At 65.4% G+C, this 12,356-nt stretch carries 12 protein-coding genes and 1 pseudogene; 4 read left to right on the top strand and 9 right to left on the bottom strand.

The window, feature by feature from the left end; all coding sequences use genetic code 11:
* Nucleotides 1-51: 51 nt before the first annotated feature.
* Nucleotides 52-1,092, bottom strand: coding sequence for a LacI family DNA-binding transcriptional regulator (locus ABW137_RS00130; RefSeq protein WP_526395724.1), 1,041 nt, complete (start codon nt 1,090-1,092; stop codon nt 52-54).
* A gap of 221 nt (nt 1,093-1,313) precedes the next feature.
* Between ABW137_RS00130 and ABW137_RS00125 the strand changes: the two genes are divergently transcribed.
* The gene (locus ABW137_RS00125; RefSeq protein ID WP_526395723.1) at nt 1,314-2,570 is read left to right on the top strand and encodes a M24 family metallopeptidase; all 1,257 of its coding nucleotides are present in this window, start codon (nt 1,314-1,316) and stop codon (nt 2,568-2,570) included.
* Between the two features lie 16 nt (nt 2,571-2,586).
* On the opposite strand, the gene ABW137_RS00120 is transcribed toward ABW137_RS00125, so the two are convergent.
* Nucleotides 2,587-3,909 (bottom strand): MFS transporter, encoded by a 1,323-nt coding sequence (locus tag ABW137_RS00120; protein ID WP_526395722.1) that lies wholly within the window; start codon nt 3,907-3,909, stop codon nt 2,587-2,589.
* 483 nt (nt 3,910-4,392) lie between these two features.
* Between ABW137_RS00120 and ABW137_RS00115 the strand changes: the two genes are divergently transcribed.
* Both ABW137_RS00115 and ABW137_RS00110 read left to right on the top strand, forming a co-directional pair.
* Entirely contained in the window at nt 4,393-5,490 is a 1,098-nt protein-coding gene (locus ABW137_RS00115) for a zinc-dependent alcohol dehydrogenase (protein ID WP_526395721.1), read from the top strand.
* Nucleotides 5,487-6,389 carry an NAD(P)-dependent oxidoreductase gene (locus ABW137_RS00110; protein WP_526395720.1) on the top strand — a complete coding sequence of 301 codons (903 nt, stop codon included), beginning with the start codon at nt 5,487-5,489 and terminating at the stop codon, nt 6,387-6,389. The genes ABW137_RS00115 and ABW137_RS00110 overlap by 4 nt, the downstream gene beginning before the upstream one ends.
* 7 nt (nt 6,390-6,396) lie before the next feature.
* Here ABW137_RS00110 and ABW137_RS00105 read toward each other — a convergent pair whose 3' ends face one another.
* The 3 genes from ABW137_RS00105 to ABW137_RS00095 form a co-directional block, all read right to left on the bottom strand.
* Nucleotides 6,397-7,638, bottom strand: a complete 1,242-nt coding sequence (locus ABW137_RS00105; RefSeq protein ID WP_526395719.1) for an alpha-hydroxy acid oxidase — start codon at nt 7,636-7,638, stop codon at nt 6,397-6,399.
* 12 nt (nt 7,639-7,650) lie between these two features.
* On the bottom strand, nt 7,651-8,619 hold the full coding sequence (locus ABW137_RS00100) for an SMP-30/gluconolactonase/LRE family protein (protein WP_526395718.1): 969 nt from the start codon (nt 8,617-8,619) through the stop codon (nt 7,651-7,653).
* A 62-nt stretch (nt 8,620-8,681) separates the two neighbouring features.
* Nucleotides 8,682-9,173 (bottom strand): nuclear transport factor 2 family protein, encoded by a 492-nt coding sequence (locus tag ABW137_RS00095; protein ID WP_526395717.1) that lies wholly within the window; start codon nt 9,171-9,173, stop codon nt 8,682-8,684.
* A gap of 189 nt (nt 9,174-9,362) precedes the next feature.
* Between ABW137_RS00095 and ABW137_RS00090 the strand changes: the two genes are divergently transcribed.
* Nucleotides 9,363-10,019 (top strand): phosphoribosyltransferase, encoded by a 657-nt coding sequence (locus ABW137_RS00090; RefSeq protein ID WP_526395757.1) that lies wholly within the window; start codon nt 9,363-9,365, stop codon nt 10,017-10,019.
* Nucleotides 10,020-10,039: 20 nt separating this feature from the next.
* Here the strand turns inward: ABW137_RS00090 and ABW137_RS00085 are convergent, their stop codons facing one another.
* The 4 genes and pseudogenes from ABW137_RS00085 to ABW137_RS00070 form a co-directional block, all read right to left on the bottom strand.
* Nucleotides 10,040-10,381: a DUF308 domain-containing protein gene (locus ABW137_RS00085; RefSeq protein WP_526395716.1), complete on the bottom strand. Its 342-nt coding sequence runs from the start codon at nt 10,379-10,381 to the stop codon at nt 10,040-10,042.
* An 11-nt stretch (nt 10,382-10,392) separates the two neighbouring features.
* A complete protein-coding gene (gene wag31 / locus ABW137_RS00080; RefSeq protein WP_526395715.1) occupies nt 10,393-11,217 on the bottom strand; it encodes a DivIVA-like cell division protein Wag31 in 825 nt (274 codons plus the stop codon).
* A gap of 175 nt (nt 11,218-11,392) precedes the next feature.
* Nucleotides 11,393-11,689 (bottom strand): YggT family protein, encoded by a 297-nt coding sequence (locus ABW137_RS00075; protein ID WP_526395756.1) that lies wholly within the window; start codon nt 11,687-11,689, stop codon nt 11,393-11,395.
* 136 nt (nt 11,690-11,825) lie between these two features.
* A pseudogene (locus ABW137_RS00070) lies at nt 11,826-12,356 on the bottom strand (cell division protein SepF); the annotation flags it as partial.

The following is a 12,356-nucleotide window of genomic DNA, read 5'->3' as shown; positions in this document are numbered from 1 at the left end:
AGGCCGGCGTGCTCGTGCTCCCCTACTCGGGGTGGGCCGTTGCGGAGCCGCTCACACACCCAGCGGGCGGGCCGTCTTGGCGGGCGCACCAACGGATTTCCGAATGACCAGCTCGGGCTCCAGCTGCACCGTGCCCGGCGGCTCCGGCTGGCCGTCGAGTTGGTTCAAGAGCATCGTCCCCGCCCGACGGCCGAGTGCGATGCTCGGAAGTCTTACGGTGGTCAGGGGAGGCGTGAGGTGCTCGGTCAGCGGGGCATCGTTGTAACCCACGATCGACACGTCGTCGGGGCACTTCAACCCAGCGGCGTTCATCGCCTCAAGCGCGCCGATCGCCATCAGATCGTTGTGCGCGAAGATTGCCGTCGGCCGGTTTGCCGCGTCGGCGAGTAATTCCGTCGCCAATCGCTTGCCTTCCGCGGTGGTGGGTTCGGCCGCTCGGTCCTCTACGACGATCTCGGTGCACCCGTGCTCGGCGATGACCTCCTGGAAGCCACGGGCGCGGCCGGTGAAGGACGACACGTTCGCAGGTCCGCGCAGCTGTGCAATGCGGCTGTGCCCCAACGACACCACGTGCTCGGTCACCATGCGGGCACCCAGAACGTCGTCGTGGGTGATGGTGTGGTGCCCACCCCCGCTGACGCGTCGTACTGCCAGGACGACGGGAACCGACTCCTCGAGTTCGCTGATGAAGTCACCGTCGCCGGTGTGCGCGGCGCTGATCATGATGCCGTCGACACGGCGAGCGACGAGGTGCTCGCAGATTCGGCGTAGCGCGTCTGGGTCCTCGTGGGTCTCCGAGACGGCCGTCATGAAGTCACGCGCTCCGAGGACCTCCCCCATTCCCCTCAAGATCGGCGGCAGGAATGGGTTCCCCATGTCGGCGACCACCGCACCGATTAGCCCCGTGGTGCCCTTGCGCAATCCGCGCGCCAACACGTTCGCCTTGTAACCGAGCTCGCGGGCGGCGGTCTCGACGCGCTCACGGGTTTCCGGCCTCACCTTGTGGAAGCGCTTGGGGTCCAAGGCCCGCGATGCCGTACCGAAGTGAACACCGGCACGTTTGGCGACGTCCTTGAGCGTGGCGTCGGCCATCCGTCTACCCCCTGCCGGTCCTCCGCATGCGACCGCGCCAAAGCGGTCGGCCTCACTATAACCCCGCAGCGTTGCAATAGTTTGCATTGAATTTGCAGAGTTTGACAGCCCATTCCACCGGCGTGTGTGGAACCCTCCGCCGACAGGCGGCGTTGCAATCGTTTGCTTTCAATTGCTACCGTCACGATGCCCGATTCGACACCGCAGAGAGGCGATACCTGGTGATTGAGGTTCCCACGACGGCCCGACAGCTCCCTGCTCCCGGTCAAATGGGCGTCGACTACGAAATGCGCGTCGACTTCGCGCGGTTGCGCGACTACCGGCTCAAGCGCGCCCACGCCGCACTCGATTCCAGCGAGTGCGGCGCGTTTCTGCTCTTCGACTTCTACAACATCCGCTACACGACGCAGTCCTGGGTCGGCGGTGCGCTCGGCGACAAGATGATTCGCTACGCGCTGCTCACCCGCGGTGGCGAACCCCACCTATGGGACTTCGGGTCGGCGGTCAAACACCATCAACTGAACTCACCCTGGCTGGCGCGGGACCACAACCACCCAGGCTTCTTGGGGTTCCGCGGCGCCGTGTCTCCCCGCGCGGGACTCCTGGTCGACGCGGTGACCCAGATCAAGAGCATGCTCACCGACCTCGGCTTGGAGAATTCGCCCGTCGGCGTTGACATCGTCGAGCCTCCGTTCCTGTTCGAGATGCACCGCCAGGGCCTCGAGGTCGTCGACGCGCAGCAGCACATGCTGGACGCTCGCGAGATCAAGAGCATCGACGAGATCATCCTGCTCAACCAGGCCGCCGCGATGGTCGACGGTGTGTATCAGGACATCGTGGAGGCGCTGAAGCCAGGAGTCCGGGAGAACGAGATCGTCGCGCTGGCGGCCAAGAAGCTCTACGAGTACGGATCCGATCAGGTCGAAGCGGTCAACGCGATCTCCGGCGAGCGCTGCAATCCCCACCCGCACAACTTCACCGACCGCATCATCCGACCCGGTGATCAGGCCTTCTTCGACATCATCCATTCCTTCAACGGATACCGCACCTGCTACTACCGAACCTTCGCCGTCGGCAAGGCCACCGACGCGCAGCGCGTCGCCTACGCACGGGCACGCGAGTGGATGGACAACGCGATCGCCGCGATCCGGCCGGGGGTGGGTTCCGACGAGATCGCGTCGCTCTTCCCCACGGCCGAGTCACTGGGCTTCGACGACGAACTCGCCGCCTTCGGGCTGCAGTTCTGTCACGGCCTCGGACTGGGTCTGCATGAACGGCCCATCATTTCGCGCCTCAACAGCTATCGGGACCCGGTCGAGATCAAGACTGGCATGGTATTCGCCGTCGAGACGTACTGCCCCGCAACCGATGGGCATTCGGCGGCGCGCATCGAAGAAGAAGTGGTCATCACAGACGACGGCCCGGTGGTGATCACCAAGTACCCCGCCGAGGATCTCGTCGTGGCCAATCCCTACTGACCGACGCGCCCGGGAGTCACTTCAGAAGCGCGGCTCCTGCCGTCTCGCGAACGCCGAGCACCAGGGTGGCGGCCCCGACCAGTCCACAAATCGCCGCCCACGCGGCGACCGGAATGAGGCTGCCGAAGTGGTTCACGACCTCGGCCGCCATCGTGGGCCCGAAGCTGATGACGATCAAGCCGGCGTTGATGCCAAGGGCGGAACCGGTGTAACGGACGGCGCGGGGCATCAATTCGACCGTTATCAGATACGTCGTAGCGATGGTCACACCGTTGACGGTGTAGTACACGAGCAGGATGACGCCGAGAACGAGAAGGCTCTGCGAATTCTCCAACGACCAGAACAGGGGATATGCCAGCACCGCCAAGCCGCAGTATCCGGCCAGCATCACACGCTTGCGTCCGAAGCGATCGGAGAGCGAGCCGATGAGAGGAAATGCCAACAACGCCAGCGAGACTACGACGGCCATCATCCAGTAGTACGGCTGCGCATCGAACCCACGGACCTTGATGAAGAACGTCGGAAAGTAGGCAAGTACGAGTGTCGACGTTCCAAACGTCGCGAAGGTCAGCAAGGCCGCCTGGAGGACTTGCAGCGGATTCTCGGAGAGCACCTGTTTCAGCGGGCTTTTCGCCACCTTCTTGGCCGCCATCTCGAGGAACTCCGGCGAATCCTCGAGCCGCAAGCGAAAGAAGGTACACAGCAGCGTGATTGGCGCCACCACCAGAAATGGGATGCGCCATCCCCACGACTGCATCTGCTCATCGGTCAGGGCCATGGTGGTGAGCCCGACTACGATCGCGGCACCGGCATATCCACCCGTGGTTCCCATCGGAGTGAGGGACGTGAAGAAGCCCCGACGGTTTGGCGGTGCGGACTCCGCCGTGTACGACGCCGCACCTGCGACCTCACCACCGGCACAGAACCCTTGCAGCGCCCTCAAGACGAGCAGTCCGATCGGGGCCAGGATGCCGATGGTGGCGTAACCGGGCAAGAGTCCGATGGCCGTCGTGCAGACCCCCATGGAGACGACGGTGACCACTAGCGCCCTGCTCCGTCCGCGCCGATCTCCCATCCGCCCGAAGAACCACCCCCCGAGGGGGCGGACGACGTAGCCGACGGTGAACGCACCCATCGTCGCGAGCACTCCGATCGCGGGCTCGTCGCTGGGGAAGAAGTGGCCGGCGATGTAGACCGCCACGAAGCCATAGATGGCGAAGTCGAAGTACTCGACGAGCGAACCGAGCCCACCGGCAACCGCTGCCCGCATCGGGTTCGGTGGCGACGGGTGCGGGCTTCGACGGATGGCCTCTTCGCTTTGGCCCGGTCTGAGATTCATCAGTGTGGTCCTTTCGCCAACTCAGGTAGCCCGACTGCGTTGCCAGGAACGACGTATCGTCCCGGCCCCGCCGTGGCATCCACCGTCACCCGAATGCGTCTCGATGCAATCCTTTGCATCCACGTCCGAGGTAGTTTTGCGGACACCGCCGAGAGTGTCAAGCCTCACAACCCCCGAGGGAAGGTGGCCGACGTCTCGGCGACACGGCCACCCAGGCTTCCGTTACGGCCAACCCAAGCCTGTCCATCTCGATATCGGCTGCTCCAGCCCGTTTTCGGGCCGTCGGCGCCACCGGCATCGGCGGGCGTCGTCGGCGGCTGGTTGACACTCCCTCGCGAGAGCAATAGCTTGTGAGGGCAATCGTTTGCATTCAGCGGTTCGGCTCGCCGCTCTCGGCACGGCCCCGCGCCGCCGTCCGCGGGCCCGCAGCGAGGGCAGCCGGACCTTCTAGGACCCCAGTAGGTCGCAGTCGAGTGGCGGGAGATGACAATCGTGCGTGCAGCAGTGTTCTACGGTCGCGGCGACGTCCGTGTCGAAGACGTTCCTGACGTCGAGGCGGGGCCTGGGGAGCTGCTCTTGAGAGTGTCGGCGGTGGGCATCTGCGGAACCGACGCCCACGAATTCGACTCGGGCCCACACATGTTCCCGATCGATCACGTCCACCCCGTCTCGGGGCACGTCGGCCCGATGATTCCGGGCCACGAGTTGACCGGGGTCGTAGAGGACGTGGGCGCCGACGTCGAAGGCTTCGAGCCCGGCGCGCTAGTGGTATCCGGCGCGGGCATCTCGTGCGGCACGTGCTTTTGGTGCAAACGCGCGATGACGAACCTGTGCCTGCGGTACACGACGCTGGGCCTGAACCGGAACGGCGCGCTGGCCGAGTTCGTCGCGGTGCCCGCATCGACGTGCCTCGACGCGTCCCGCCTCGGCATCACGGCCGATACCGCCGCGTTGGCTCAGCCCATGGCGATCGCGGTGCATGCCATGCGACGTGGTCGACTGGCACCCGACGAATCAGCGGTCATCCTCGGTGCAGGGGGTATCGGCGCGTTCCTGACCTACGCGGCCGCTGACCGGTGCGGCAGCGTCGTGGTCTCCGACCTGGACGCCGGGCGGCTACAGGTCGCCGGCGCCCTCGGTGCCACTCACATCGTCCAGGTTGGCGGCGACGGCAGCGTCGAGGACGTACTGGCCACCAGCGGCATCATCCCGTCCGTCGTCTACGAAGTCTCCGGCAGCGCAGCGGGATTCAACCAGGCGCTGAGGATAGCTCCGCCTGGTGCCCGGCTGGTCATGGTCGGCTTGCAGCACGGGCCACTGGAAATCGACGTCCGAAGCGTCTCGCTCCGCGAGGTGGAGTTGATCGGAACCAACGCCCACGTCTGCGGCCTCGACCTGCCCGAGGCGTTGCGATTGTTGGCGTCCCGCAGGGACGGATGGACCGACGTCGCACCGGTGGCGCTATCGCTTGACGAATTGGTCGAAGAGGGCTTGCGGCCGCTGGCCGAGCGGCGCAGCACCCGCATCAAGACCCTGATCGACCCGTGGGCGACCGAAACGCGGAAGACGCTGGCATCATGAGCGATCCGAAGAGGGTCGCATTCATCGGTCTCGGCCGGATGGGCCTGCCGATGGCGACCAACATCGCCGAGGCCGGTTTTCCCGTCATCGTCCACAACCGCACCCGCAGTACCGCTGAGGATTTCGCCGCTATGACCCACGGGGTGACGATTGCCGACAGCCCACGCGCGGCTGCCGCCGACGCCGACGTCGTGGTCACGATGCTCGCCGACGAGCGGGCCTTGCGCGCCGTCTACGACGGTCCCGTGGGGTTGCTGGCCGGCTGGTCGCCGAACAAGGTGGCACTCGACATGGGTACCACCGGTCCTGCCGGTACCGCGTGGCTGGCCCAAGCCGTCAGGGACGTCGGGGGAACCGCCATCGACTCCCCCGTGTCGGGAGCAACGGGAGCCGCGAGAACAGCCACGCTCACGCTCCTGGTCGGGGGACCCACCGACGTCGTCGAGGATCTGCGGCCGCTGCTGGAATCGATGAGCGCCACGATCTATCACCTTGGGGATTCGGGTGCCGGTGCGGTCATGAAGCTCGCCGTGAACAACGTGATCTACGCTCTGGGACAGGCGGTTTCGGAGTCGCTGGTGCTCGCCGAGCGCTCCGGCATCGACCGCGCTGCGGCGTACGAGGTGTTCTGCAACAGTGCGATTGCGGCGCCAATGGTCAACTATCGCCGGGACAACTACGTCAACCCCGACACCTCGAGCACCCAGTTCGCCCTGACCCTGGCGGCCAAGGACCTCAAGCTCATCACCGCGCTTGCCGACGAGGTCGGTGCGCCGATGCCGCAGACCGCAGTCAATCTCGACACCACGGTGCGTGCGATCGACGACGGCCTCGGCGAGCGGGACATGGCCGCGGTGGCGGTGTACCTGCGCCGCCGGACACCGCCGAAGCCTCGGTGACCGCGTTCTATGCCTTGACCCGAGGAATCAACCGCTGCAGCTGGATGACGTGCTCTGGCGCGAGCTCCTCCAGGGCGGCGACGCCGAGGAGCTTCATCGTGCGCTCGATCTGGTCGCGCAGAATGCAGATCATACGGTCGACCCCCTCGCGTCCGCCCGCCATGAGCCCGTAGAGGTAGGCGCGGCCCACCAACGTGAACTTCGCACCGAGCGCGATGGAGGCGACGATGTCCGCGCCAGACATGATGCCGGTGTCGATCGCGATCTCGGTGTCCTTGCCGACCTCGCGCACCACGTCTGGCAGCAGGTGAAACGGGATGGGCGCTCGGTCGAGCTGGCGACCACCGTGATTCGAGAGCACGATGCCATCGACGCCGAGGTCGACGAGCTTCTTGGAGTCGGCGACGTTCTGCACACCCTTGATCACGATCTTGCCCGGGAATAGGTCGCGGATGGCCGCCAGGTCGTCAAACGAGATCGTCGGATCCATTGCGGCGTCCAGCAACTCGCCCACAGTGCCACCCGTCGAGCTCAACGAAGCGAACTCGAGCTTGGGCGTGGTCAGGAAGTCCCACCACCACCAGGGCCGCGGAAGCGCGTCGACGATCGTCCGTGGGGTCAGCTGTGGCGGGATCGACAACCCGTTGCGCTTGTCGCGGAGACGCGCGCCTGCGACAGGGGTGTCGACCGTGAAGAACAGCGTGTCGAAGCCTGCCTTTGCGGCGCGATTGACCAGACCGTAGGAGATCTCCCTGTCACGCATGACGTACAGCTGAAACCAGTTGCGGCCGTTCGGGTTGGACTCCTTCACCGCCTCGATCGACGTCGTGCCGAGAGTCGAGAGCGTGAACGGAATGCCTGCTGCGGCAGCGGCGGCTGCGCCCGCTGTCTCACCCTCGGTCTGCATGAGTCGGGTGAACCCAGTCGGCGCGATGGCGAACGGCAGGGCCGACGGACCGCCGAAGACGTCCGTCGACGTGTCGACCGTGTCGGGAAGGCCGCGCAGGATCGACGGACTGAACTCGACGTCGAGGAACGCCTGACGCGCGCGGTCGAGCGAGATCTCATCCTCCGCAGAACCATCCGTGTAGTCGAACGCTGCCGTCGGGGTGCGACGCTTCGCGATCGTGCGGAGGTCGTCGATCGTCAGTGCGGCATCCAGTCGGCGCCTCTTGCCGTCGAGTGCCGGCTTCTTGAACCTCATCAGTTCGCGCAGCTCGCTTGGACGTGGAACCTGCCGTGTCACCATGGTGCGCCCTTCCTAGTGGCCAACCCGTGATGCGGCGAGCATGAAGGGTTCTACGCGCGGCCCCGTCTTGGTCTCGATGGCGTAGAGGGAAGTGGTGGCGGTCAGAAAGAGCGTCCGCCAATCTGGCCCGCCCCAATGCATGTTGGCGACCTTCTCCGGCACACGTACCCTTCCGATGTGCCGACCGTCCTCGGCGAACACCCACACTCCCCCGGGGGCCGTCACCCAGACGTTCCCGTCCACGTCGCACTTCATGCCGTCCGGGACGCCAAGGTCATCGTCTCGGACCCCCAATTCGTTGTCCTGACAGATGTCGGAGGCGAAGATTCGCGCCTCCCCGAGCATCCCGTCCGATCGCACGTCGAAGACGCGGATGTTGGCCTGGTCGGTGTCGTTCACGTAGAGGAGGGTCTCGTCAGGAGAGAAGCACAGCCCGTTGGGCGCCGCGAACATCGTCCGCTCCACGACCAGTTGAAGAGCTCCCCCGCCGGGTGGCAGACGATAGACGCCCTGAAACCCCAACTCGGACTCACGCTCAACCCCGTAACCCGGCATTCGGCCATACAGCGGATCGGTGAAGTACACCGAGCCGTCGGAATGCACGACGATGTCGTTCGGGCTGTTCAGCTCGCGACCCTCGAAGTGCGTGGCGAGCTCGGACCGTGTCCCGTCCTTGTCGTATCGAGCAACGGCCGAGGTCGCGTGCTCGCATACCAGGAGGTTGAGCTTCCGGTCATAGGTCATGCCGTTTCCGTTGTGGGTCGGGCGCGCGACCTCGCCGATACCAGAGTCGTCCCATCGACGGCGAACGTCGCCGGGGATGTCGGAGAACAGGAGGTACTTTCCGACGGGGTGCCAGATGGGCCCCTCGACGAATCCGTAGCCGGTCCCCAACTTTCGCACCGGACCATCGACGTCGAGCAGCCGCTCGAAAGTCGGGTCGATCGCTTCGTGGCGCATCTCTTGGCCCTTCCGAATCATGGACCGGACGGTCGGCCCCAGAATCCTTGTAGCTGACTGGTTTTCGTGATATCGGAGGTGTTTCAGGCGTTCGGCTGATATCCCGTCAGGGCAAACCGACCCGGCCATTGATCCTCGATTTCGGACACCCGCCGGAAGATGCGCCAGCGACCGTCGGGATCCCGCCGCATCGTGTCGAGATACCGACCCATTCCCCAGACGAACGACGGCTCGTCCTCGCGCGGATCGAAGCGGAACATGTAACTCACGACATCTGCGGTGTCACCGTGCAATTCGATGAGGCTATTGAGGACGAGGTGTTTGTGGTAGAGCTCGGGCGCGTGCGAATGGCGGGTCGCGAAGTCTATGGTGCCGTCGACACCCTCCCATCGATTGACGGAGCCATCCAATCGCTTCGTCTCGCGTACGGTGTCGGCCGTGAAGCAGTCCGTCAAACGATCGAAGTCGCCGTAGTCGAGTGCGTGTCCGTACTGCCTCAGCGTGTCGAGAATCGCGTTGCGATCCTCGAGTGCCTGCACGCGCGCCTTGAGCTCCGCGAATTCGTCCTGGGACATTCACCACTCCAATCCGGTTAGGGCGTGGACTCATCCGTATCGAGTGGGTGGAGACCACACCGTGCAATCGTTTGCATTTTGCCACGGCGGGTACCCGCTGCGCAACCCCCTCGGTCCCCAGAAGCCGTGTTGCCCAAGAAATTCGCGATCGACCAGCATCCGACTCGATCTCGGGTCTAGGCTTCCGACATTCCCAAAGACCGCAGCTTCCAGGACCGCCGCGAGGCAGGCAGGGCTCTCGCGGAACTGCTCGGTGCGCACCGAGCCGCGGCGGGTACGACACCGGATCTGGTGGTGCTCGGGCTGGCGCGCGGCGGAGTGCCGGTCGGTGCCGAGATCGCCGCGATGCTACGAGCTCCGCTGGACGTGTTCGTGGTGCGCAAGCTCGGCGTGCCGCAGTGGCCGGAGCTGGCGATGGGCGCGATCGCCTGCGACGGCGCCGTGGTGATCAATGAGCACGTCGTGCACAGTTTGAACGTCTCCACCGCGCAACTACTGGCGGTGATGGACGCCGAGACCGTCGAACTGGCTCGCCGCGAGGCGCTGTACCGGGGCGACCGGCCGCGTCGCGAGCTCACCGCCAAGACCGTGATCCTCGTCGACGACGGCATCGCCACCGGTTCGACCATGCTTGCCGCGGTCCGGGCGGTGCGACGAAGCGGGCCGCGGCGGGTGATCGTCGCGGCTCCCGTCGGGCCGCGCGCGGTGTTGGAGGCGCTGGCGGACGAGGCCGACGACGTCGTGATCGCCGTCGTACCCGAGCGCTTCGAGGCGGTCGGACAGGCCTTCGTCGACTTTCACCAGGTCTCGGACGACGAGGTCCAGATCGCGCTGGCAGGGACGTGAACCGTTGGAGCCCAACGGAATTAGTCGCGCCTGGACTCTGTTCCGCCGTCGGACTTCTCGATGGACACCGCCTTGGTCTCCGTCTCGGAGGGTTCGTCCGGGTAGTACTCCGCTTCGGACTCCTCGGCGACGGGGATCACGGTCGTATCGTTGGCCGCAGCCTGCTCGGCATCGGACTCGTCCCGGTCAGCCGACTCCTCATCGCCGCGGGACCGTTCGCGCAGAGCATCGACGATGAGAAGCAGGACACCGATGACACTGGCACCAATGCACACCCACGCGATCATCTCGTTGCTGGTGACGACGGCCGTCACCAACGCGGCCAAGCCGATGACGGCAAGGACTAGCGCAACGATCAGCATCAATCAGCCGGTCAGTTGTTTCCCCGGTTGAACTGGTTGAAGCCGCCGCCGTCGTTGTTCGCGGTGGAATCAACCGGAGCCGCCGAGCCTCGCTGACCAAGTTCTTCGAGCTGGGACTCCAGGTACGTCTTCAGACGCGTCCGGTACTCGCGCTCGAACGTCCGCAGCTGCTCCAGACGTCCCTCCAGCACGGTGCGCTGCTGGTTGATGGTGCCCATGATCTCGGAATGCTTGCGCTCGGCGTCCGCCTGCAGTGCGTCGGCCTTCTCCTGCGCCTGCCGGAGCTGCGCGTCCGATCGCGTCTGAGCATCCGACAGCAAGGCGTCGGCGCGTGCCTTGGCCTCGGAGACCGTGGTCTCTGCGGTATGGCGTGCCTCGCTCACCATGGCATCGGCCTGAGCGCGCGCGTCGGCGAGCATCTTGTCGGACTCCGCCTTCGCAGTGCCGGTCAACCGGTCCGCCGTGTCCTGGGCCAAACCGAGGATCTTCGCCGCCTTGATGTGGCTGTCCTCGCTTACGGGCGCGGCGGCGACGGGCTGCGCAGGCGCCTCGTAGACCGGCTGCGGCGCGGCGACGGGCTCTGGCTCGGGCTCCGGCTGCTTGTACATCGGGATCGACTGCGTCGCCTGCGCTCCGCCCCCTGCGCGAGCGCTCGCCAGATCCTGATCGAGCTCCGCGACGCGCTGCCGGAGATCCGCGTTCTCCTCGATGAGACGAGTGAGCTCGTTCTCGACCAAGTCGAGGAAGGCGTCTACTTCGTCCTCGTTGTAACCGCGCTTTCCGATGGGCGGCTTGCTGAACGCGACGTTGTGTACGTCAGCTGGTGTAAGCGGCATTGTCTGCCCCCTTGGAGTCTGGACCGTCAACCGGTGTCAAAGTGTAAAGCCATGCTGGAAGTAACTGGCGTCCATCCTGTCACATTAGACCCGGCGGTTGCGGGTGAGGTCCAGAAATAAGAGCGAATTTCAAACTTCGCACCACCGAATTTCGGACCGGGCAAACCCGCTCTGGCTACGCCGTAGCCGCCGCGTTCCAGGCCAGTTCCATGCCGATGAAGGCCGCCAGCAGCAGCACCATGATCGACAGGTCCAGGCGTACCGCACCGATGGTGAGCTGGGGAATGAGCCTGCGCAGCAGCTTCACCGGCGGATCGGTCACCGTCATGATGACCTCGAGCAGCACCACCGTGACACCCCTTGGGCGCCAGTCCCTGCTGAACGACCGGATGAACTCGACGACGACCCGCGCGATGAGCAGAAGCCAGAAGGCGAACAGCACCAAGCCCAGGATTTGAAGGAACAGCGACAACTGCGCGACCTCACTGAAAGGCGGTTGTGACATTGGATACAGACGGCATGCGATCCGGGTGACCGGCTCGCCGTCAGCCTACCCGCACCAGCCGCAGGCGCCGGGCCCCGTCACTGGTAGGCGTCACTGGTGGGCGTCACTGGTAGGCGTAGAAGCCCGCCTCGGCGATGCGCTTGCGCTCATCGGCCGTGACGTCGACGTCGGCTGGCGACAACAGGAACACCTTCGTGGCGACCTTGTCGAACGAACCGCGCAGCGCGAACGCGAGGCCTGCCGCGAAGTCGACGAGACGCTTGGCGTCGGCGTCGTCCATCTCGGACAGATTCATAATCACCGGCGTGCTCGCGCGGAAGTGTTCACCGATCGTGCGCGCCTCGTTGTAGGTGCGCGGGTGCAGCGTGGTGATGCGCGACAGCTCGGCCACGACACCGACCGGGCCGGGCGTCGTACGCCGCCGCTCGGACAGGTCGGAGACCGGAGCCGAACGGCTCTCCCGCTTCGCGGGTCGCGCTGAGACCGGCATCGTCTCCTGGGTGTCGTACTCGCCCTCGTATGACCCGTACTCGTCGTCGTACCGACCGGTGTCCTCGAGCAGGCCGAGGTACTCGCCGATCCTGCGCATTCCGCCGCTCATGACCTGTGTCCTCCGGTACTCCGCACCCGTTGC

Origin of the sequence: Mycobacterium sp. (assembly GCF_040509115.1) — a bacterium.
GTDB lineage: Bacteria > Actinomycetota > Actinomycetes > Mycobacteriales > Mycobacteriaceae > Mycobacterium.
This window is presented reverse-complemented; position numbering and strand designations above follow the sequence as displayed.